This is a genomic window from Bacillus sp. TH17, assembly GCF_016651125.1.
Taxonomy (GTDB): Bacteria; Bacillota; Bacilli; order Bacillales; family Bacillaceae_G; genus Bacillus_A; species Bacillus_A mycoides.
Genome location: NZ_JAEKEN010000001.1, coordinates 1771241 through 1793882, shown reverse-complemented (window position 1 = coordinate 1793882; position 22642 = coordinate 1771241). Strand labels below are relative to the sequence as shown.

At 35.1% G+C, this 22642-nt stretch carries 16 protein-coding genes and 5 pseudogenes; 5 read left to right on the top strand and 16 right to left on the bottom strand.

From position 1 onward, the window contains the following. Positions 1 to 13: 13 nt before the first annotated feature. The 3 genes from gnd to gntK are packed head-to-tail and all read right to left on the bottom strand — an operon-like array spanning position 14 to position 3831. Complete coding sequence (gene gnd, locus JFT95_RS09120; RefSeq protein ID WP_002189506.1) at positions 14 to 910, bottom strand: phosphogluconate dehydrogenase (NAD(+)-dependent, decarboxylating); 897 nt, start codon at positions 908 to 910, stop codon at positions 14 to 16. A gap of 18 nt (positions 911 to 928) precedes the next feature. Next, entirely contained in the window at positions 929 to 2278 is a 1350-nt protein-coding gene (locus JFT95_RS09115) for a GntP family permease (protein WP_002141651.1), read from the bottom strand. A 14-nt stretch (positions 2279 to 2292) separates the two neighbouring features. After that, positions 2293 to 3831: a gluconokinase gene (gene gntK, locus JFT95_RS09110; RefSeq protein WP_002085840.1), complete on the bottom strand. Its 1539-nt coding sequence runs from the start codon at positions 3829 to 3831 to the stop codon at positions 2293 to 2295. A gap of 393 nt (positions 3832 to 4224) precedes the next feature. Between gntK and JFT95_RS09105 the strand changes: the two genes are divergently transcribed. After that, complete coding sequence (locus JFT95_RS09105; protein WP_002031814.1) at positions 4225 to 5127, top strand: ABC transporter permease subunit; 903 nt, start codon at positions 4225 to 4227, stop codon at positions 5125 to 5127. Then, on the top strand, positions 5124 to 6143 hold the full coding sequence (locus JFT95_RS09100; RefSeq protein WP_002141644.1) for an ABC transporter permease: 1020 nt from the start codon (positions 5124 to 5126) through the stop codon (positions 6141 to 6143). The genes JFT95_RS09105 and JFT95_RS09100 overlap by 4 nt, the downstream gene beginning before the upstream one ends. 152 nt (positions 6144 to 6295) lie before the next feature. Here JFT95_RS09100 and adhP read toward each other — a convergent pair whose 3' ends face one another. The 7 genes and pseudogenes from adhP to JFT95_RS09065 all read right to left on the bottom strand — a co-directional run bounded on the left by adhP (position 6296) and on the right by JFT95_RS09065 (position 13633). Next, entirely contained in the window at positions 6296 to 7333 is a 1038-nt protein-coding gene (gene adhP, locus JFT95_RS09095) for an alcohol dehydrogenase AdhP (protein ID WP_201052033.1), read from the bottom strand. Positions 7334 to 7713: 380 nt separating this feature from the next. After that, positions 7714 to 8568, bottom strand: coding sequence for a MurR/RpiR family transcriptional regulator (locus JFT95_RS09090; RefSeq protein ID WP_002031820.1), 855 nt, complete (start codon positions 8566 to 8568; stop codon positions 7714 to 7716). Positions 8569 to 8781: 213 nt separating this feature from the next. Beyond that, on the bottom strand, positions 8782 to 9417 hold the full coding sequence (locus tag JFT95_RS09085) for a response regulator (RefSeq protein ID WP_002031722.1): 636 nt from the start codon (positions 9415 to 9417) through the stop codon (positions 8782 to 8784). A gap of 14 nt (positions 9418 to 9431) precedes the next feature. Continuing rightward, positions 9432 to 10550, bottom strand: coding sequence for a GAF domain-containing sensor histidine kinase (locus tag JFT95_RS09080; protein ID WP_002031724.1), 1119 nt, complete (start codon positions 10548 to 10550; stop codon positions 9432 to 9434). A gap of 167 nt (positions 10551 to 10717) precedes the next feature. Then, the gene (locus tag JFT95_RS09075) at positions 10718 to 11611 is read right to left on the bottom strand and encodes a mechanosensitive ion channel family protein (RefSeq protein ID WP_201052031.1); all 894 of its coding nucleotides are present in this window, start codon (positions 11609 to 11611) and stop codon (positions 10718 to 10720) included. Positions 11612 to 11915: 304 nt separating this feature from the next. Further along, positions 11916 to 13046 carry an RNA-guided endonuclease InsQ/TnpB family protein gene (locus tag JFT95_RS09070; RefSeq protein WP_201052029.1) on the bottom strand — a complete coding sequence of 377 codons (1131 nt, stop codon included), beginning with the start codon at positions 13044 to 13046 and terminating at the stop codon, positions 11916 to 11918. Next, positions 13006 to 13633 (bottom strand): annotated as a pseudogene (locus JFT95_RS09065) (IS607 family transposase). Before JFT95_RS09065 ends, JFT95_RS09070 begins: the two are co-directional and overlap by 41 nt. Positions 13634 to 14227: 594 nt before the next feature. Between JFT95_RS09065 and JFT95_RS09060 the strand changes: the two are divergent. After that, positions 14228 to 14347, top strand: a pseudogene (locus tag JFT95_RS09060) (NUDIX hydrolase); the annotation flags it as partial. 34 nt (positions 14348 to 14381) lie between these two features. Here JFT95_RS09060 and JFT95_RS09055 read toward each other — a convergent pair. Both JFT95_RS09055 and JFT95_RS09050 read right to left on the bottom strand, forming a co-directional pair. Then, a complete protein-coding gene (locus JFT95_RS09055; RefSeq protein WP_107887470.1) occupies positions 14382 to 14930 on the bottom strand; it encodes a cysteine hydrolase family protein in 549 nt (182 codons plus the stop codon). 565 nt (positions 14931 to 15495) lie between these two features. Beyond that, a pseudogene (locus tag JFT95_RS09050) lies at positions 15496 to 15983 on the bottom strand (hypothetical protein). A gap of 444 nt (positions 15984 to 16427) precedes the next feature. Between JFT95_RS09050 and JFT95_RS09045 the strand changes: the two are divergent. Together JFT95_RS09045 and JFT95_RS09040 are read left to right on the top strand one after the other, a co-directional pair. Further along, positions 16428 to 17801: pseudogene (locus JFT95_RS09045) on the top strand (EndoU domain-containing protein); the annotation flags it as partial. A 25-nt stretch (positions 17802 to 17826) separates the two neighbouring features. Continuing rightward, on the top strand, positions 17827 to 18168 hold the full coding sequence (locus JFT95_RS09040; RefSeq protein WP_061688421.1) for a hypothetical protein: 342 nt from the start codon (positions 17827 to 17829) through the stop codon (positions 18166 to 18168). 58 nt (positions 18169 to 18226) lie between these two features. Here the strand turns inward: JFT95_RS09040 and JFT95_RS29345 are convergent. The 4 genes and pseudogenes from JFT95_RS29345 to JFT95_RS09015 form a co-directional block, all read right to left on the bottom strand. After that, a pseudogene (locus tag JFT95_RS29345) lies at positions 18227 to 19255 on the bottom strand (peptidoglycan recognition protein family protein). Positions 19256 to 19788: 533 nt separating this feature from the next. Next, complete coding sequence (locus tag JFT95_RS09025) at positions 19789 to 20436, bottom strand: nitroreductase family protein (protein WP_201052027.1); 648 nt, start codon at positions 20434 to 20436, stop codon at positions 19789 to 19791. Positions 20437 to 20534: 98 nt separating this feature from the next. Further along, positions 20535 to 21410: a D-amino-acid transaminase gene (dat, locus tag JFT95_RS09020; protein ID WP_201052024.1), complete on the bottom strand. Its 876-nt coding sequence runs from the start codon at positions 21408 to 21410 to the stop codon at positions 20535 to 20537. A gap of 132 nt (positions 21411 to 21542) precedes the next feature. Then, the gene (locus JFT95_RS09015) at positions 21543 to 22505 is read right to left on the bottom strand and encodes an ABC transporter substrate-binding protein (protein WP_002127211.1); all 963 of its coding nucleotides are present in this window, start codon (positions 22503 to 22505) and stop codon (positions 21543 to 21545) included. Between the last annotated feature and the right edge of the window lie 137 nt (positions 22506 to 22642).

Genomic DNA, 22642 nt, shown 5'->3' with positions numbered 1-22642 from the left:
AAACTAATATTTCCTATTTTTTCACAACCTCATGTCCACCGAATTGATTACGAAGTGCAGAAACCACTTTTCCGTGGAATGTATCATCTTCTTGTGAACGGTAGCGCATAAATAATGACATAGCGATAACTGGTGCCGCTGCTTGTAATTCAAGCGCAGTTTCAACAGTCCATTTCCCTTCTCCTGAAGAGTTCATAACACCTTTAATGCCATCAAGTTTCGGATCTTCTGCAAATGCTTTTTCAGTTAAGTCCATTAACCAACCACGGATAACCGATCCGTTTGCCCATACTTTTGCAACATCTTCATAATTGAAATCAAAATCACTTTTATCTAGTACTTCAAATCCTTCAGCGATTGCTTGCATCATTCCGTATTCAATACCGTTGTGAACCATTTTTAAGAAATGCCCACTACCGACGCGGCCTGCATATGAATAACCATTTTCTACTGCTAAATCTTTAAATAAAGGTTCTAGTTGATCATAAATTTCTTTTTCTCCACCAACCATTAAGCAAGCGCCGTATCTAGCTCCTTCTACACCTCCTGATGTACCGATATCTACATAATGTAAGCCAAAGCTTTTCGCTTCTTCAGCACGGCGTAACGTATCCTTATAGAATGAATTTCCACCTTCAATAACGATATCGCCTTCCTCTAATAATGGATATACATCTTTTAGTACTGACTCAACAACTTCTCCTGCAGGTACCATTACCCAAATTGTACGAGGTGCTTCGAGTTCAGCAATCATTTCTTTTAACGTATGACGAGCAGTAATCCCTAATTCCCCTGCCTTTTCAACAAGCTCATTATTTACATCGTATACAACTACTTCATGCTTGTCTTCATGTAAGTGTTCAGCTAATGGGAATCCCATTTTTCCTAATCCAATTAAACCTAGTTTCATATTAATCAATCTCCCATTCTATACAAATATATTTAATAACGAAATTAATCCAAGTGCTACAACAGATAATATTGTCTCCATTGCGGTCCATGTTAATAATGTTTCTTTCACAGTCATTCCGAAATACTCTTTAATCATCCAAAATCCAGAATCATTTACATGCGATAATATTAATGACCCTGCTCCTGTTGCAAGTGCCAGTAACTCTACATTTACTCCTGGTGTACTTGCTGCAATCGGTGCTACAATTCCAGCTGCTGTCATCATAGAAACAGTAGCCGATCCCGTTGCAACTCGGATAAGTGCAGCAATTCCCCAACCTAATAATATCGGTGAAATATGTGATTCTTTCGCCATCTCCGCAATTGTAGTTCCGATCCCAGAATCTAATAACACTTTATTAAAGGCACCACCTGCACCGATAACTAACAGTATGTTTGCAATTGGGCCTAAACAATCATTTGTAACTTGTAAGACTTTGTCTTTAGAAAACCCTTTTGCATAGCCAAGACTAAAGAAAGAATATATCGTTGCAATTAATAATGCGACTATTGGATCTCCAATAAAATGCAATACTTGTGCAAGTTGGCTTGTTTTATTTAATGCTACTTCCGCTATCGATGCACCTAGCATAAGAAATACTGGAAGTAAAATAGTAAACAATGTATTTCCGAAGCTAGGAAGTTCCTTCTTCTTATCTCTTTCAATAAATTGCTCCGCTATATCTAACGGTACTTCTTTATGTATACGAGCACCAATCCATTTCCCGTAAAGCGGACCTGCAATTATTGCAGTTGGAAGCCCGACAATTAATGCATACAAAATTGTCTTCCCTACATCTGCTTTAAATATACCTACCGCTGCCATAGCTGCTGGATGCGGTGGAACAAGTCCGTGTACAACCGAAAGACCTGCTACTAGCGGAATACCGATTGTAATAAGTGATACCCCTGTTTCTAACGCAATTGTAAATACTAACGGAATTAATAGTACAAATCCAACTTGGAAAAATACCGGAATCCCTACTATAAATGCAACGAACATCATTGCCCAGTGAACACGCTTTTTCCCAAAACGTCCAATTAATGTGTTAGCAATTCGTTCAGCACCGCCAGACTCAGCCATCATTTTTCCAAGCATTGTTCCTAAAGCTAAAACAATCGCTAAAAACCCTAACGTATTACCGAGACCTAATTTAATAGAATCGATAATCCCCGGATGTTGTGGTGAAGTTCCAATTAAGGGCATCCCCATTGCTAGCCCAACTCCGATTGCTGTTAAAATTAACGCGACAAATGGATGCCATTTTACTACCGTAATTAGTAAAAGTAATATAACAACAGCCGCTAGTACGATCCCAACTACCATTTCTCCCAATCCCCCTATTGTTTACGTTGGAAAGCAGCTATACAATCAAATTCTTCTTTCAAACGATTGTAAAGTCGTTCATACATATAAAACATCTCTAAATATAAAGCCGTATTTTCTTTATTCGGTACATGGTGATGGACAATATCAATCCAATCCTTCACCTCTTCAAGAGAATCAATTTTCCCAATTGCATACAAAGCAAGTGCTGCTGCCCCAAGCGCAGATGCTTCATGACTTTCTGGAACAAGCAATTCTTTCCCCATCATGTCAGATAACATTTGTCTCCAAAATGCAGATTTCGCAAAGCCTCCTGAAACACGTATTTCAGTAAGTGGCCCTGTACAATCTCGAATGGCAAGTGCTACTGAATACACACTCATACAAACACCTTCCATAACTGCTCGTATGAAATGTTCACGTTTATGCTGAAGGTTTATCCCGAAGAATGTACCTCGAGCATTTGCATTCCAGTAGGGTGCACGTTCTCCAGATAGAAACGGTAAAAATAGTAATCCATCTGCTCCAGCTGGTACACTTTCTGCATACTTAATTAATAAATCATAAGGATCAATTCCAAGCTTTCTTGCTACCTCTTGCTCTGGGCTACCAAATTCATCACGTAACCATCTAAGTAATATTCCACCGTTATTCGTTGGTCCGCCGATCACCCAGTGCTCATCTGTTAATGCGTAACAAAAAGTTCTTCCTTTTTCATCTGTATTAACACTCGATGAAATTGTTCGAACCGCACCACTTGTCCCGATCGTAATTGCAGCTGAGCCAGGTGATATTGCACCGACACCTACATTTGCAAGAACACCATCACTTGCACCAATAACAACCGGAGTATCCTCACTAATACCCATCTTTTGTGCTAATTCCGGCTTCATTCCCGATAAAATATATGTAGTTGGTACAGGTGTTGATAATTGTTCTGGTGACATATTTAACATAGTTAAAACATCTTCATCCCAGTTTAATGTTTTTAAATTAAATAACCCTGTAGCAGATGCGATAGAATAATCAACTACATAGCGTGAAAATAATTGATAAATGACATACTCTTTAATGGAAATAAATTTATGAGCAGTTCTGAATAACTCCGTTTCTTCTTCTTTCATCCACAATAATTTAGAAAGTGGTGACATCGGATGAATCGGTGTACCAGTTCTTCTATAAATGTCATGACCATTCATTTGTTGTAATAGTTTTTCTGATTGCTTTGTGCTTCTATTATCTGCCCAAATAATAGAGCGCGTTAACGGCGCACCGTTTTCATCTACAGCAATTAAGGCATGCATCGCTGTACTAATCCCGATAGAAGAAATATCTTCCGGTGACACATTACCCTTTTCAATGGCAACGCTTACAGTTTTATATACAGCAGCACATATTACATCAGGATCTTGCTCAGCCCATCCGACGTTCGGTTGAATAATTGGATAATCAATTGCATGTGAAGCAATGACTTTTCCTTTCTCAGTGAATACAACCGTTTTCGTACTTGTGGTACCGATGTCAACCCCGATTACTCTCCCCCTTGTTTCCATGCGAACCTTCCCTTCGTTTCTAGCAAAATACGATCTAGTAAACCGTTTACATGAATTAGTATATAAAATATTTTTTCATAAATCAAGTTATGAAAAGAAAATTTTTTCAAACCAAAATATACCTCTCATCTTCTAAATCATTCTCTTTATCTTTTTTAAATAACCTTTTTAATTTATCAAACATTCTTTCCCCTCCACCTAAAGATAATAATATATAAGTTCTCGTTTTCTTAGCTTGATGGACATAGGGCGTGGCTGCTTACTATCACTTTTTTACCTTGTAAATATATGTTCCATACTATAAAATCTAATAGTATTTATATTTTTCTGAAAAATCAAAACAAAACACGAACTTTATTGTATAATGTTGTAAAAAGATGTCGGAGGGATTTAATGTTATATAAAATATCTCAATTCACAATAAAACTTTCATCAATTCTTTTATCACTCTTACTATTACTAAATTTACCTTATTTATTTATCACTCAACAGGGATTCACTTTTCAACCAATTCATTTTTTTAATCAGATCGTTACTATGTTAAAACAGGTTTTCTCCCCTGAATCATTAGTAGTTATGGGATCAGACCCGAAATTTGGTCATTTCAAAAAGACACCATTATTTCCAACTGTTTTAGAACCTTACCTATATTCATTTACTGTATTATTTATAGCCTTTTTGCTTGCACTCTTTCTATCATCTAGTATGGCATTTTTTTATTTTTTAGCAAAAGATTATATAAAAAAATGGATAAACCGAATTGTGTTCATATTAGAAGCTGTCCCTGATATGATGATGATGATTTGTTTGCAAATATTTTTCATATGGGTACTTCAGAAATTAGGGGAATCTCCTGTCACCATTATTTCTTTTAATGAAAATCGAGCTTATTTACTCCCTATTTTATCTTTAGCAGTCTTACCTACATTACAAATGTTTCGGATGATGGTGTTATACATAAAAGAAGAACATGAAAAACATTACGTAGAGGTTGCATATGGAAAAGGACTTTCATCAAGTTATATACTATGCATTCATTTATTCAAAAATATATCTATCCACTTCTTTCATCATTTAAAAACGATTTTTGTTTTCTTACTTTCTAACTTATTCATTTTAGAATTTGTTTTTAATATGGAAGGCATTATTCAATTTTTATTTAAGAAGGCGTTTATTTCACCTCCAGCTGCATTTATCATACTTGTTATGATTATTTTACCGTTTTATGCCATTTTTCAAATAATCTCATTCATGATGAATAGATGGAAAAAGCAATTGAAAGGAGCAGCATTATGAAATCTATTTGGAAATCAAAACGATTTTTAATCGGCTTTACTTATCTATTCATACTTGTTTCAGCTAGTTTTATTTATAGTTGGTTCTTTAAAGATAACATCCCAAAACCTCCTCAGTTACTTTACAATGACAATAACGAATTACTTGGAAAGGCCCCCTTTTCGCCATTGTTAATGCCGCCTTTTGGATCTGATCGTTTTGGAGAGTCTGTTTTCTTACAAATTGTAGAAGGAGCAAAATTCACCATTTTATTAGCCGTGGCAATTAGCTTCTTTCGAATTTTATTCGGAACATGTATAGGAATCCTCTTAAGTTTATACGCTCCAAGATTCAAGAGATTTTTCCAGGCATGCTCAGAAGTTTTTTACTATATTCCTACTTTATTTATCGCATTTATACTCATCACGCCCGTTAATATTGTAATCATATCAAATGCTGATAGATTAGATCCAAATATTTCATTTGCGTTTTATCAAGTTCTCGTACTTATTTTCGTCGCTCTACCTACACTTTCTTTATATATCTCCTCAGAGGTTGATGAATTTATGAAACGAGATTACATTTTAAGTTCACAATTACTGGGTGCTAGCCGTTTTCATATTATCAAAAAACACTTACGAGTCTTATTACTTGATCGCTTATTTGTGTTATTTATGGAACATATCGTCCAAACACTCATACTCGTTATCCATTTAGCGTTGCTTGATATTGTAATTGGTGGGATACAAATGCGTGAACTCTATGACGGAGTACTCAAACCTGTTTCTCTATCGAATGATTGGGCAGGCCTTATTGGATTAAATCGTTATGAAATGAATATTTCATGGTGGATTATTTTGTATACTCTCGTTTCATTCTTTATTACGATTCTATTTATTAAGCTTATGACAATCGGGATTCAAGATGCACTGAAAGCAAGAGATTCGCAAGTTGTAGCAATTCAAACCGTTCCAAATCATAAAAAATTTGTTAAAAGTAAAGATTCTTTTTCGTTTGTAGATAAAGTGAACCTTTAATCATGTCTCATCAATCAAGTATTAATTGGCATTGATATTAGTAGAATATAAAAAAGATGATCCCTATTGAATACGAGGGATCATCTTTTTTATGCCGTCTAACTTTTTTAAATGTCCTTTGCTAGACTCATGCTTTTTATATTTAAAATGAATTATTTACAATCACAATTATGCTGTTTAAAATCGATTACCATACGCCCTTGAATTCTACCTTGTTCCATTTCTTCGAATACATTTTGTACTTTATCTAGAGAACACGTTTGAACAACTGGCACTACTTTTCCTTCTGCGCCGAACATAAATGCCTCCTCCAGATCCTTACGAGTACCAACTAGAGAACCAACTACTTCAATTCCGTCTAATACAAGTCGTGGAATGTTTAAATCCATAGTTTCTACTGGTAAACCTACCGCAACTACTTTACCACAAGCACGTACTGCATCAACTGCTGAGTTGAAGGCTACTTTAGAAACTGCTGTTACTACAGCAGCATAAGCACCACCAAACTCCTCTTGAACAATTTTATCAGCAGGACCTTGAGAAATCGGATTGATAGTCATATCAGCACCAACTTCTTTTGCTAAGGCTAATTTGTCGTCATTGATATCTACTGCAATTACCTTTGCACCAAATACGTTTTTAGCATATTGAATAGCTAGGTTACCTAATCCACCACAACCATAGATTACGATAGGTTGACCAGGTTTAATGTCTGATACTTTTATAGCTTTATATGTAGTTACGCCCGCACATGTAATTGATGATGCTTGAGCAGGATCTAATCCTTCTGGTACCTTCACCGCATAATCAGCTGTAACAATACATTGTTCAGCCATACCACCATCTACTGAATAACCAGCATTTTTCACTTCACGGCAGAATGTTTCTCTCCCCGTTACGCAATATTCACAACGTCCACAAGAGTGGAACATCCATGCAATACTTACACGGTCACCTATCTTTAGTGAAGTAACATCATCAGCAATTTTAGTAACAATACCTACACCCTCATGACCAAGGATGCGGCCATCGGTGTTTCCAAAATCATGATTCGCAACGTGTAAATCAGTGTGGCAAACTCCACAATACTCTACATCTACTAGCGCTTCACCCGAGTGTAACGGACGTAATTCTTTTTCAATAACTTCAATATTTGCTTTGCTGTTTTTATTAACTACTACTGCTTTCATATGTGATCTCCCCTTTAGTGTTTTAGAGTTTTAATGAGTTTATCTCACAACTACTGTCCTCACTATTTTGGCTAATTATTGTACCAAATTTAAGTGTTCAATCATCATTACAGGTTCATCATAACATGGAATTTCATAAGCTTATTGTAAAATATTGAACAATATTTGAATTATTACCCAATACGTATTTTGATGTATCAAGCTACTTGTTAAATTTCATATGCAAAATATCGAGGTTTAACAAATGAATGGTCTAAAAGATGAGAGATTATTATTATAGGTAATTGGCATATTTCTATAGACACTTAGAACAAGTAGATCTAGAGGGTATATCAACAGACTACTCGCCAATATAAAAAGCTCTTCATTTGAAGAGCTTTTTATATTCGCTTCATCGAAATAGTTTCACGTATACTTTGTAAATTTTGTAGTGTTTCCTCTTGTCGCTGCAATGACAATCCCACATACAAAGTATCTAATAAACTAAGCTGCGCTAATCGTGACGAACTTGCTTCTGTACGAAATTCCGTCTCACGCGTCGAAGTATATAATGTTATATGAGCAAGTTGGCTTAATGCCGATTTTTGATAGCTCGTAATCGCAATAATTTTGGCCCCTCTTGCTTTCGCTACTTCTAACGCTTCAAGTAAACCTTTATTACTGCCCGAATGAGAAATTGCAATGACCACTGCTTTTTTTGTCAGCAAGCCCGCTCCCATAATTTGAAAATGTGAATCCGTATGAGCAATACAAGAAATACCCGTTCTCATAAACTTATGATAAGCATCCATCGCAATAATACCTGAACCACCATTTCCATAAAACTCAATTCGTTTCGCTTCATTCAGCGCACTTACTGCCTGTTCCAACGCGTTATCGTTTAACAAATGTAATGTATCTTGCAGTCCTGTAATATGTGAATGAAAAACTTTTTTAGCAACAGTGACAATATTATCTTCTACCGATACTTCCTCATGAATATTTTGCATCGGGGTATGTACAATCTCACGAGCTAATGTAATTTTCAAGTCTTGGAACCCTTGAAAACCTAAGTGTTTGCATAAGCGGAATATCGTTGCTTCGGAACTATTCGTAACTTCCGCTAATTCCGTAATCGATTTATGTACAACATCTTGTGGATGTTTCAAAATATGTTCGGCAATACTTCGTAATTTCGGTGATAAACCATTTAACGAAGCCTGAATCTTTCCAATCCCACTTTTTGTACCAGGCATAGCGTATCTTCCCCTTCCATAGTAGCTTTATCCCGTAAAAACCCGATTGGTTCAACTAATAATCAGTGGGGATGGCTCCCCCACTGATTAAAGTTTCACTTTATTGTACCTAATTATTGAAAGAAGAAAAACCTTTATTCGGCATCTCTATACATTTTAATTGTGTCATATGTATTCTTCCGTAGCATATGACACAATTATTCATACTTATTTCTAGTTTTCCCCATGCTTTACTGCGTATAAGGCAGCTTGTGTACGATCATCTACTTCCAATTTAGCCAATACGTTAGAAACGTGTGTTTTCACAGTTTGTTCTGTAATATGAAGTTCTGCTGCAATCTCCTTATTGCTTCTTCCTTTCGCAATTTCACGAAGTACTTCTTGCTCCCTTTTTGTTAACATAGAAAAAGGATTCTCTTTTTCTTTCTTGACTGCTGATCGTCCTAATAGTGCTGGTGTTACTTTCGGGTGAAAATTTGCGTTTCCTTGATATACCGCAACGATTGACGCAACAAGTTGATCTGGCTGCACTTCTTTTAATTGATAACCATCTGCCCCAGCTTCTAATGCTGGTAAAACGTAATCTTGTTCTGAAAAACTACTGAGCATAAGAATTTTTATTGTCTCGTCGTATTGTTTTATACGTTTTGTCGCTTCAATACCATCCATTTTCGGCATTGATAAATCCATTAATACTACATCTGGCCTTTCTGTTTGGACGAATGTTAATGCTTCTTCACCATTTGCTGCTTCCCCAATAATTTCAAATTCTTCTCTCGTCTTCAAAAAGAATACGAGTCCCCTTCGAACGATATGATGATCTTCTACAAGTAATAATTTAATTTTCACTGACGTTCTCCCTCTCAAACCGGTAATTGAATTTCTATCTTTGTCCCCTTTTCCGGTTCTGCTTTTATTCGAAAAATTCCCCTCATTAATTCAATTCGTTCTTTCATACTTTTCAAACCAAGTGCTGACTCTCTTACTTGATCCTGTATAAATCCTATTCCGTTATCTTCTATGTAAAAATGCAACTTATTATTTTCTATCCTTAAATGAACACATACTTTTTCACATGAGGCATGTTTTTTACAATTATGTAATGCCTCTTGGCTTATACGCCATAAAACTTCTTCTATTTCATCTTCAATTAAAACCATTCCATCAATTCGAACTTCCACTTGAATCCCTAACAGTTTTCCGTAATTTTGAATCGCTTCTGCTAAACCTTTCTCTAATCCTTCAGGCCTTAATTGCCAAATCAAAAGTGTCATCTCTTGTAATGCTTCCTGTGATAATTCTCCAATATAACTTAACATCTCTTGCAAGTCTCTATCCTTCGTCATATTTAGAGTCCCTTTCGCTGTTAGCATAATTGAAAATAACAATTGTTTAACAGAATCATGTAAATCACGAGCCAATCGATTCCTTTCAGCTACAACTACATATTTTCGTTCTTTCTCAACTAATTGAATACGTTGTATTGTCGTTCCAATTTGAAATGCAATCGCTTCTAATAACGCTAACTCCTCCTCAGAAAAATGTGTTTTATGAGGCGAGGCTACATTTAATAGACCAAATTTCTCTGATCCAGATCTTAGCGGGATTGTCGCATGATGTGTAACATCTTCTGTCTCGCCCCAATTACATTCAATCGCATCCTCTATTCGTTTACATTCAATAATATTTGTCGCTTTTTCCAATCTTCCATTCACAAAACGTTCTACACACCAACAATCGCCTTCACACATCGGCTTCTTTTCCTGCCACGTAAGAGCTGGGGGTAAGTTTTGGTCTACAAGCATACGATGCTTTCCACTTTCATCAATAAAGAATATCCACCCTGTTTGTAAATTCATAACTTGTAATAATGTATGTAACACTTTCCCTAACATTTCCTGTAAGTTTGTTGCTTCATTTAGTAACTCAGCAATTTCTTTTAATGCCTCTAAACGATGCATCTCTTTTTCATCTATGTTCATTCTCATCACCAACTACCATTATAACATTAAGAAATTTCAAAATACTACAAACAAAAAAGAACCGAATTCCTTCAGCTCTTTTTTCGGAGATATCCCATACAGTTCATTCAAATCTACTGATTTACAAATCTAAATTCTAAACCAAAACAGAAATTAGCTAGTTTTCATTAACTGTCTGATAAAGATTGTCCCACATGGATATTCTGTAAACTTTCAGTGTTAACGAACATATTCGCTGCTGGCATTTGCACTTGATTTTTATGAAAAATAGACATTAATTCAAATCTTACTTGTCTAGAAGTTTCAAAATAATCTTCCGGTTTAATCAAACCTGTAATACAAAATTCATATCCAACATATTTAAGATTAGGATTTAAGTCTGTAACTCCAACATATTTAAATGGTTCAACAGCTTCATCATCTACTCTATACAGACCTTGATCCAATTTTTCATTACAAATAACACACACTTCTTCTAACAATTCCTTAACTCTTGTAGGATCTTCCTGATAACTTACTGTGATGCGTTCAATAACTCGCATCCATCCTTTATTAAAATTTTGTATCGTTCTAATCTCTCCGTGTGGTATGGTAAGGAGTTTTCCTGACCATTCACGAATTTGCATAAAACGAACACTAATTTCCTCAATGGTTCCTGAATTTGTTCCGTTAAAAGTAACAAAATCGCCAACACGGAACTCTTTGTCCGCTAATCTTGCAAAGCCTAATATTACATCTTTTAGCATCTGTTGTGCAGCAAAACCGATGATAACTCCCGCTATCCCTGCACCTGCAATAATACTTTTTATATCTACAAATTGACTAATTAAATATATGATAAGACTAATGATAATGATATACCTAAAAATAGATCGAATTACACTTTGAATCGTCTGCTCTACCTCTTCATCAAAAAAGCTTGATTTCCTAAAAAACCAATCAATAATGCGATTTATAACAAAAGAAATAATGATAAGAACTAAAGCAAATAGTAAAAACCTTAAAAGTAAAAACTCCCTTACATAATTAAAAAACTCTTCAGTATACGTTAATAAACTCATCCATCCACTTCCTTACTAATGAAAATTTCATGCAGAGCTAATCTATTGTAAATACTTATTGATTATCTAAAAACTTGCTTTCGGAACCTCTTTTACCCTGACCTTTCATTTTACTTTCTTAACTATGTATTTGTAGTCCTAGTTCATCTTCAACAATATAACCGATACGATAAACTTAACTAAATCTATACAATTCAATCAAATTTACACAAGTTAGTGCTTCAAAGTGTTCTCGCAACCCCGAAGGGACGAGGGGTATAACACTCCACACGAGGCAGTATCGTTACCTCATATTATCAAGCAATTATTTTACCCATCTTGATAAATTTATCGCAGCATTCAAATCTCTATCGTGATGGCTATTGCATTGAACACAGTTCCATTCACGAACCTTTAAACTCCACTGTCCTTCTGGTTGAACTGAATGGTCGTATTTAACTCCACAACTTGAGCAAATCTTGCTTGAAGCGAACCATTTATCAGCTTTTACATATGCAATGCCGTACTTCTCACACTTGTATGATAAACATTGAAAGAAGATGTTTAATTTTTGAAATGAAAATGCTTTCGATAGTTTTTTGTTTTTTAACAGGTTTGAGATATTTAAGTCTTCCACAACAATCCTCATTGGTTTGGTTTTCACCAATTTAGCTGTTGCTTGATGGATATGGTTATTTCGGATATTCGTAATTTTCCTAGACAACCGAAGGTGTTCGATTTTTGCTTTTTCATATCCTGCGGATTGAATTTTTACACCTTTTGTAAATCTCCTAGACATATCTCTGTGCGCTGACTTTTTCCTTTTCAAAAGTTTTTTAACCTTGGCATCTTTGTTTATATTTCGTTCTTTCGTACCATTAGAAGCCACAAACAGCTCTTTTAAACCAACATCCACACCAATCGACTCATCGGTTAATTCTTGTGCTTCAAAGGATTCTTCGAACCCTACACTAATCCACCAGTGACGACCATCAAAGGTAACTCTTGGATTTGATGGTTTTTTGTTTCTTGGTAGTTGTTGGCTTGTTTTCACTTCTCCAATGGACTGAATATCAACTACTTTCTTTCCTATAATCAGTCTTTCATAATTGGCATAAAATCCTTGGATTAAATCTTTTTTGGATTTATAAGAAGTGTGATAACCATTTTTGTACTTTTCGAACGAATTTTTCCTCGCCTTGTCAAAATCTTTTGAGGCCTGTTTGGGAACTTGTGCATTGATGTCTTTTAACCACTTATATCTCTTTCGCTTCTTGATCTTTGTAAATCGTTTCTGTAAAGCTAACTGTGAAACAGATTTTCCAAATAGCTTATAGTATCTATCACTCATTCTTTTACAATAGTTATAAGCGAATCTTGCAGCACCAGCATGGTTTCTAAGCACTTTTTCTTGTTCAGGCGTTGGAATCAGTCTGACTTTCTTCGCCAATATCATCAGAAGTCAACTCCTTGATTATCTGTTTGGTCTTTTTAGAGCGCTTGCCTTGAAGTTTACAACTAAATACTGTAATGATTTGAACAAGGTTCCTGTTCTTCTGTTTTAGCAGTATTGTCAATTATTTCAATCGCTGTTCCGTGTAGTTGACAGATCTTTTCAACCAACTCATAACCGAACCTCACAAGCCTATCTTTGTGCATGACAACAACTTTTTCAACCTCATTGTTCTCAATGCGTTCAATTAACTTGTTAAAGCCTTTTTTCTTATAATTGATCCCAGAGCCAATATCTTCGATAATTTCAAATTGATAACCTCGTACGATGAGATATTGCTTCATTCTACCGACTTGTCTTTCCAGGTCATTTTTTTGACTCGAAAAACTAACTCTACAATAGCCAATTATGATGCGGTTATTCGGTCGCTCACCTTTTAGATAATGAATGATTTGTTCTTCTGAATAATAGCGTGTTTTGCCAGCAGTAATCTTTTCAGGCACTAATTCACCACTTTGGTGCATTCTCCTGAGACTACTCGGATGCAAACCTGTTAATTCTGATACTTGACTAACTCGTAAAAATTTCATTATTATTCTCACCTCATTGAATCTACCATAATACATACGTTCGATAGATTCAATGAAGTTCGATAGATTTAATTAGATTTATCTTGTTCAACTAAGGGCGCAATTCCTTAGCCAGTTCTCTTATGAACTTCTCATGTTTTCACATGAGCGCAGACTATATGTTTATCTACTTAGAGATAGAGGATTTTTCCACCACCATAGGCTTGTGATGTACTCTCGTCAGTTATACGAGATAGTCGTTGAACGTTCATCTTATCAATTTTGACTTAGATGATTCGAGGCGGAAGACCCATTGTTCTAGTGTTTAGGATTTAACCTTGCACGATCTGATTGATTTTTTCTGCTTTCGCGACATTCACGCTCGCTATTTCTAGCCACGCTGTAGTTCAATCAGCTTTAGGGATTGCCCGCAGTTAACCCTCACTACTAGCCAATCACTTGACTAGCAGGGCTTACTGATTGATATATTTAATTAACTTTCGTTATAATTGGTTAAATAAATCGTAACAGTTAGTTACCCTTTTTAATCCCCTAAAGGGATATTACAATAGAATTTTTTATAAACGACTTTCTTTTAAGTCCGCAATACTCACCTCGTTAAAAGCAGACGAAGCTGAATCATTACATGTACAATTTTTTGATTTAAATGGGCTACCAGAAAAGAGTATCCCGTTCATTAAAAAGTTAATTCAACAGCAAGTCGTCTCTATTTAAATGTGAAAAAGAGACCTTTTGAAGGCCTCTTTTTTCACTTCACTTCTGCATTTAAACAAGATTTAAAATGTCCAAGTGCATATTCATGTCCTTGCGCATTAAAAGATGCTACTGCTTTTTCATAAACCACAATTTGAAACCCTTTGTTATAAGCATCTACTGCTGTATGAAGGACGCAAATATCTGTACATACACCTACAAGATGCACTTCCCCTATTCCTCTTTCTCTTAGCTTCATTTCTAGATCCGTTCCTGCAAAAGCACTGTAACGTGTTTTGTCCATATAGTATACATTCTCTGCATTTTTATATTTCTCGCATACATCTTGTAATTCACCAAATAAGTCTCTTCCATTTGTACCTGCTATATTATGAGGTGGAAACAATTTCGCTTCTGGATGGTATACATCATTGTCTTCATGTTTATCGATCGCAAATACTACGTAATCACCTTTTTCAATAAATTGTTTCGTTACACTTACAAGTTCCTTCTCAATTTCTTGACCTGGTTTCCCGCATGTTAAAGCACCTTTTTCAGCTACAAAATCATATGTATAATCAATATTTATAAGAGCTCTTTTCATAACTACAATCTCTCCTTCTTCTGTTTCACAGTAAACAATAGAAAATTTGTTATTACGACATCGTATGTACTATTCGACATTTCAAATGAAATCCCTACATTTCCAACTCAATACTTACCTTAATCCGAGTTTATCATAAAGCGAAACTTTAATCATAGGGGGTATTATCCTTCACCAATCGGGCTTTTACGGGCAAGTTGATCTCCCACCTAACTTCCTCGCATGTGCCGAATTTTCAAGTGGGGTTCTTATTGTCCGTTAAGGCGGGATAAAACCGATACACAATGACAAAACATACAACTCCAATTAACAAATCATGAATGTGATAATTGAGCGTAACTTCAACCGCCTCTTGTAAAGTAAACCAAATGACCGAAAACATTATAATAAATAAGAAAATACGAATAACTCGTTTCAAACTTTCAATTCCTTCCTCTTACATGATAGTAAATAATAAGTTCTTTCTATTCATTCGTACTAGAAAGTGAAACAAATTATTCTCAATGACATAATTCAATCCAAACTAAAAAGTACACTACTTTTGAGTAATGTACTTTTTTCCATATTAAGACGCAGGCTTCGTTTCAAACTGAGCTTGATTCAAGCTAATGACTTTTCCTTTTGGGTCATTGTTTTCAAACTGAGCTGCGGTAATCGTATGACTACCTGTCTCAAGCGTCTTTTCTTTTAATTGTACTGTTGTCTGTGTTGTACTAGTTACTTGATGTTTATCTGCAAATATTTGATCTACAAATACAAATGTTTCTTTATCGTTTTGAAAATTGGAAAGTTCTAATTCGACTTGCTGAATTAAAGTATCCCTTTTATGAATACAGTTGGTATATTGCCATTTTCAGAAGTACCATCTGGAGTAGTTACTTTTACTTTCCCTTCTCCGATTGGCACTGCTCCTTCAGGAAATACGACCATATTCTCATCACTTGCATTTACAACTTGTTCTTCCTGGTTTGACTGTGCATCCTCTTTTTCCTTTGGAGTACCACAGCCTACTAATAACAATACAGACAATCCAGCGATTATGAATTTCTTCAAAATTCATTCCCCCTGTTATTTCATTATAATTTATTATACAAAAATAACTTCTTGATTTTAAAACTAGTTTTTAACACTTTCATGAACAAATATTAGCTAGCTCACGATTACTGTACCATACTTTCATTTTAAGAACATTAATTTTTTTAAAGAAATAAATAGTAATTCCAATCTATTCATCATTTTAGCCCAATTCACTAAAAAAATATCCATTCAAAATAAAAAGACATTGTTTAAATTATATTTAGGTAATGTACCTCAAAGACAATAAAACCAAAGGTGTGGACATATTATACATGTACAATATGTCCACACCTTTTTATTGGGATAGCACCAACATAACGCAGATTCTGTACATTAAGATAAATATTGTAAATATTAAATGTGATATAATCGGAGAAAAAAATGTGGGGGATCCTTAGTGAAGATAAGAAAATATAATTCTGTTTTCAATGGATTGGTGCCTCTAATCAACAATTCATTCAAATGTTCAATGATGCAAGACCAAAAGCTTTTACATCTATCAATTCGATTATAAAAGTGGAAGAGGATTTGAAACGAATTGCCGAAAAATCCCGTACTGCAGATGCTTCATATGACGAAAATCTTGAAGAAGGAGCAATGTGTGGTCCGTTAAATAGTGAGAAAAAAGATGAATCTTTACGTGACAAAGTTTGGCATGGTCTCAAAGAAACTTATGAAGATCTTAGTAAAGTAAAAAATTCAGATGAGTCTTTATATGATAAATTTAAACATGGTATCGATGCAGCGTATAAAGATGTGAATAAAATAAAAGACGCTATAGATGATGAAATTGAATCTACTTTTGAAAAAGCTGGATTAGGTGTCCCTTATCACTTTAAAAAGGGAATAGGCGACGCTATAGGTGATGAATTATTAGGACTTGCAGATGCAGTTATCCATCCGATTGACACATTTAATAACACGATTGAAGCCGTTTCTCACCCAGTCGATACGTTCAATGCGATAAAACAAACAATTTCTGATTCTTGGAATCGTGATGTTACCAATGGTAACTCGTATAGTAGTGCAGAATGGTATGGAAGCGCGACTGGTCATACTATATTGGCTGTTGGACAACTATTCGTAGGAACAAAAGGCGTGGATAAAATCGCAATGTTGAAACCTGGCACAAAATTATCTGAGATTTCACGAACCGCTAATCAAAGCTTGCAAGACGCTGCGTCCTTATTCAATCGTAATCACAATGAGTTTGCTTTAGCTGGCGGAAATAATATACGCTCTGCATTTGATACACCTGATTTTAGAAAAGCTGAAGAAAAACTATCGACTCATCAGTTTGCTAAAGACGAGTCTGGTTCTAGCGGAAATAATCCTGTTAATGAAAATCCTACTTCATCACTCTCTACTAGCGAAATCATATCTAGTTTACAAGAAACTGAGAATTTCCGGTCAAACTCACTTAAACATATCCTTGAAGGGGAAATAAACCGGAGAGGCGAAGCAATGGGGTATCACTCAGAGTTTTTAGAGAATACTCACGGAAGAATAATTCCCGGCACAGATCGTAGAATTAATGATTATGGGGCATACAAAGCCCAAGTGGAAGTGAATGGGATTCCTAAGGCGGCGAATGGTGGCTATTCTACCTTTTTCCCTAAAGATTGGCATCCACAACAAATCGTAGACAATATAAACGAGGCATACAGCAATAAAATTCACATGGGTGGTAATACTAATATCTATGATGGAGTAGGGATAGACGGCCTACCCATTCGTTTGTTTTTAGATGGTAATGGTAAAATTATTTCTGCATTTCCAAGACAAGGTCGATAATTTAATTTTTAAGGGAGAAAATAATATGGATTACAAATTTGAGTTACTTAGTACAGGAAGTTTAGTTATTAGACTGCCAAAGGAATTCGATATTTTAGAAGCTTTTTTAAATGTAGAGGTATCTGAATTCGGTGATTGGATAGCAGAAACTGTAGATAAAGTTTTAAATGAAAAAAGTGATTATGAAAAAATAAGTGCGAATATTTTTGGGGCAGATGTTCGAAGAGATAAAACTGTTATATTTAATAAGTATGATGAGGATGAAATCGAAATCCCTCTTGAAATAGAAACTATTACATTAAGAAATCTAATAGATATTTGGTTAAATGAACACACAAAATTGAAAACCGAAAAATATAACAATTAAATGATGTTACATACAGCACGAAAAAGGCCGCCTATAATAGGTGGCCCTTTTCGTTAAATTAACGCACATTCACATACGTATCAATAGCCGTAATATAGAAAACTTGCCCATGACTATTATGCACTTTATATTGATACGAATCATTTACACTTATCTTCGCATCAATTATAAATCCTAATCCTGCATCTACAGAACCAGCAACATATTTATCATACCAAGATGAAGCATGATAGAATCGTAGGTCATTAACTTTAGAAACAACGCGCTTACCTACAATAGAAGAATCTACTGTGCTTTTCTTGCTAAATTTCACATAAGATGGATCGTTCTTAATCCATTGCCCTCAACCAAGATTTAACCAACCATCCTTTTCACCCCATACAACATACGATTCTGGTTTATTTAGCTGACGAATCTTAGAATAGCTTGTACTAGGGCCTTTACGTAAGTTCACGTTGTAGCCTTCAATATAAGCAATACCATCTGTTACAGCGGTCGGAACTTCCGCTGTAACAGATGGATTCTCAGGCACAGAAACATCCACACTAGAATTATTGTATGCTCGTTTTACATCTGATCTAAACTGAGCTTCTGACACACCATGAGATTTTAAGTAATCAATCGGGTCTTCATGATCTGTACCGCCAAGATGATGCGTTACATCGCTATGCGTCCACAATCCTTTTTCTACAGATAAACCACGATCACGTAAAATTTTAGACAGTAATTTAACATATTTATCATAGCTGTGTTTGAATTTTGTGTAATCTGCAGTTTCACATAATTCAACATGAACAAATCGTTTATTAGCAGTAGTGCCACCGCCCGTAAGCAATATACTTTGCATCCTCAATCTGAATCGTCCCATTCCAATCCACTGCAAAGTGAACGAATGTGCTTCGCCATGTACGAGTTTCATATTTTTGAATATTAATGACCGGAGCTTCAGGAGTCGTAGTACTATGTGCCACAACGCCCTCATATGCTCCTACGCCATAACAGTATGGCACCTTAGGTAAATCATTAATAATAAGGTTCTATCAGCAAAAGCTCCTGTTGTAAAGCTTAGCAGAAGTAATAGAGTCATAAATACAGAGGAAGCCATTTTAAAAGTTTTTTCATTTTGGCAATGGGGTAGCACCACATACCCCTCAACCTAACAAGAACGAGTTACCCCAAAACGATAAAAATAAACTTGGTTACCATAAAAAACATCACGTTTTCATTCTGAAAGCATTATAGAAGTTTAACCTAATGATTATATAGCTGATACTGATTATTAAAAAAATATAATCAGATTAATCGCTACATCAATAAAGATAATTTAAATAAAAAAACACTCCGCCTATACCATTTATAGTAAGACCCTTCATGGTAATTGCTTCTCCAGAAAGTAAATATGTTAATAAAGTAAATACAATGAAGAAAATAAATCCCGAGAATATCGAATTACGAACTAACATTTTATGATTTGATGTATAACGTATATATTTTTTTGATTCTCATCATTACAACGCTATAAACGGAAATACAAAAGGATAATCAGCCTACATAATAGACTAACTATCCTATAACTCATTACCTAATTTTAATCATTTCAATGTCTTTTCTACATAACATTTAGAAAATAAATGTTGTAATCTCATCAACTTCTTTTCGAGAAAGTTTCTTCGGCTTATCTTTCGGAAACCCGAGTGAAATTACCATATTAATTTGTTTTTGAGGCTCAATTTGTAAATATTGTCGCAGTTCATCTTGAGCTAATAATACAGGTCCTGTCATTGGACAAGTACCCAATCCTCTCGCATGTGCAGCCAGCATTAAGTTTTGTGCTGCTAAACAGCTACTCTTAATTCCTTCCTCTTCCCATACTGAATCAGGAACGAAGGCAATTGGATCAAATATCTTTTCACGAAACTTTGATTCATATGGTGTTGCCAAACATACGATTAATACTGGCGCCTCAGAGAAAGCTGTCGCATATGGACCGAAAGAACGTGTAAGTAATTTCCCTGCTTTCTCTTCTCCATTTTCTGCTGCTTTTGTTGCAAGTTTATGTAATGCATCCCATGTCATTTGTTCAATTTCTTTAATTTTCTCTCGGTTCATAATGACCAAGAACTCCCACGTTTGTGAGTTCGTATCACTCGGTGCATAACGAGCACAATCAATAATTTCTTTTATATCACTAGTGGATACTTCTTGTTCTGTAAACTTTCTAACACTTCGTCTACCGTGAATTACTTCTTTAAAATCTTCATAATTCATATATTAAATCCCCTTTTTACAGCGTTTTCAAAACTTGTCCTATGGTTGAATTATATCATGAAAAAAAGCTGGGGGAATACCAGCTTTTTTCCTCATTATTAATTTGTCACTTTAAACAAACTAATACTTTCTTCATATGCAGCTTGTAGTTTTTTCGTAATTGGTCCTCTTTCGCCGCTCCCAAACTTCTCATCACCAATTTGAACAACAGGGAATATTTCAAGTGGTGTCGCTGTAAAGAAACATTCGTCAGCCTCGTATACTTCTTGCAATGAGAATTCACGCTCTTCTACTTCAATATGTAAAGCTTTCGCTAATGTAATAACGTAGTGACGAGTAATGCCGTGTAGAATGAAATTATCGGCCGGATGTGTAATTAATTTATCATTTTTCACCATAAAGAAATTCGAATGACACCCTTCTGTTACAACTCCATCTCGTACTAATATCGCTTCTTGATACCCTTGCTCGTTTATTTTATTTTTAATCATGATATTAGGTAGAAGGTTTAAAGATTTTATATGACAGAACTTCCAGCGTATATCCTCTTCTACAGTAACCTTTATTCCTTGTTCCATAGTAGCGGTAGGTCTTGGAAACAAAACAATATTCGCAAAATATGTTGGCTGTAAATCTTTTTCATACACATGATTTCGAGCTTGAGCTCCACGTGCTATTTGAAGATACACATTCCCATCCTCTTGAAATTGATTTCTTTCAATCATTTGATGAAGTTCTTCAACTAACTCTTCCTTTGTAAACGGCGGAACAATATTTATTTCCCTCATAGATTTAAAAAAGCGTTCCAAATGTAAGTCTAATAAATGAGGCTTCCCATCGTATAGCCTAAATACTTCATATATGCCATCACCAAATTGGAGTCCTCGCTCTTCCAACGCAACCATCGGCTGTTCTTCCTTCGTATTCACAATTCTTCCGTTAAATAAAATCCAATCTTTATGAGCAGCTTTCATTCCTTTCCACTCCTTTATTCCATGATTGGTTTTATTGTACAACTTATCCATACTTAAAAGAAGGAATTTTCTGTATTTAACTAAACGAAAAAAGTACATCACCTATTTAAAGTGATGCACTCAACCATTCATTTATTTCAAAAAATATTTTTCAATATCATCTAGCATTAAGTTTGCTGCTTTAATACCGCCTGCTGTATTCCATATTACTTCATCCACTTGGAATACTTTATTGTCTTTAGAAGCCTGCAGCTGCTTAAAGAGTGGGTCTTCTGTCCATTCTTTTGCTAACGTGGTTCCTTCGTTATTCTTATCTGCATCTTTATCAGATGTGAAATAGAATATGTAGTCCCCATCCATATTCGGAATTTGCTCTTTTGTAATTCCTTTTATCGCAAACTCATCTTTATCTTGTAGTGGTGGTCGCTTAAATCCAATATCATTTAAAACAGCACCTGAGAATGAGTTTTTCTGATAAATACGAACGTCACCTGGTACGAAGCGAATAATAGAAACTTTAGAATTCAATTTATCTCCTAACTTCTCTTTCATTCCTTCAATACGTTTTTTATAATCTTCAAGAGCCTTTTGCCCTTCTTTTTCTTTATTTACAGCTTTTGTATAGAGTGTAAAGTTTTCTTTCCAATCCCCGCGCAATGTTTCAGCGTACACAGTTGGCGCTATTTCGTTCAATTGCTCATATATTTTTTCATGACGCATTTTATTACCGATAATTAAATCTGGCTTAAGCTTCATAACTGCCTCTAAATTAATATCACGCTCAGTACCTACAACTTTCGTATCTTTTAAATCTTTCGCTAAATGAGGATACCATTCATCACCAGCACGTGGTTTTGTAGTTCCAACTGGTGTTACTCCGACAGCTAAAAGCGCCTCCGCACCCTCATTTGTTAAAACAACTACTTTTTTAGGTGTACCATTTACTGTTGTTTCACCCATTGCATGCTTTACAGTATACGAATCTTTTGCTTTAGCCGATGTATCATTTTCTTTTTTCTCTTCTTTGCTACACCCTGCGATTATTACCATAAGTATCATAATGCAGAACATAAATATTTTTTTACTATGTACCATATGTCCTCCCTAGATGAAATCGATTATCATTAACAATTAAAGATTAATGTATATTACATACATTGTCAATGTATATCAGAAAACTTTTTCAATATATACATTTTAGATTCTATCCGCTATTCAAATGTTTATTTTTA

Coding starts and splice junctions, on each gene's coding strand:
- gnd (WP_002189506.1), bottom strand. CDS start 910: ATGAAACTAGGTTTAATTGGATTAGGAAAAATGGGATTCCCATTAGCT.
- JFT95_RS09115 (WP_002141651.1), bottom strand. CDS start 2,278: ATGGTAGTTGGGATCGTACTAGCGGCTGTTGTTATATTACTTTTACTA.
- gntK (WP_002085840.1), bottom strand. CDS start 3,831: ATGGAAACAAGGGGGAGAGTAATCGGGGTTGACATCGGTACCACAAGT.
- JFT95_RS09105 (WP_002031814.1), top strand. CDS start 4,225: ATGTTATATAAAATATCTCAATTCACAATAAAACTTTCATCAATTCTT.
- JFT95_RS09100 (WP_002141644.1), top strand. CDS start 5,124: ATGAAATCTATTTGGAAATCAAAACGATTTTTAATCGGCTTTACTTAT.
- adhP (WP_201052033.1), bottom strand. CDS start 7,333: ATGAAAGCAGTAGTAGTTAATAAAAACAGCAAAGCAAATATTGAAGTT.
- JFT95_RS09090 (WP_002031820.1), bottom strand. CDS start 8,568: ATGCCTGGTACAAAAAGTGGGATTGGAAAGATTCAGGCTTCGTTAAAT.
- JFT95_RS09080 (WP_002031724.1), bottom strand. CDS start 10,550: ATGAACATAGATGAAAAAGAGATGCATCGTTTAGAGGCATTAAAAGAA.
- JFT95_RS09075 (WP_201052031.1), bottom strand. CDS start 11,611: ATGAGTTTATTAACGTATACTGAAGAGTTTTTTAATTATGTAAGGGAG.
- JFT95_RS09070 (WP_201052029.1), bottom strand. CDS start 13,046: ATGATATTGGCGAAGAAAGTCAGACTGATTCCAACGCCTGAACAAGAA.
- JFT95_RS09055 (WP_107887470.1), bottom strand. CDS start 14,930: ATGAAAAGAGCTCTTATAAATATTGATTATACATATGATTTTGTAGCT.
- JFT95_RS09040 (WP_061688421.1), top strand. CDS start 17,827: ATGGATTACAAATTTGAGTTACTTAGTACAGGAAGTTTAGTTATTAGA.
- JFT95_RS09025 (WP_201052027.1), bottom strand. CDS start 20,436: ATGAATTATGAAGATTTTAAAGAAGTAATTCACGGTAGACGAAGTGTT.
- dat (WP_201052024.1), bottom strand. CDS start 21,410: ATGAAAGCTGCTCATAAAGATTGGATTTTATTTAACGGAAGAATTGTG.
- JFT95_RS09015 (WP_002127211.1), bottom strand. CDS start 22,505: ATGGTACATAGTAAAAAAATATTTATGTTCTGCATTATGATACTTATG.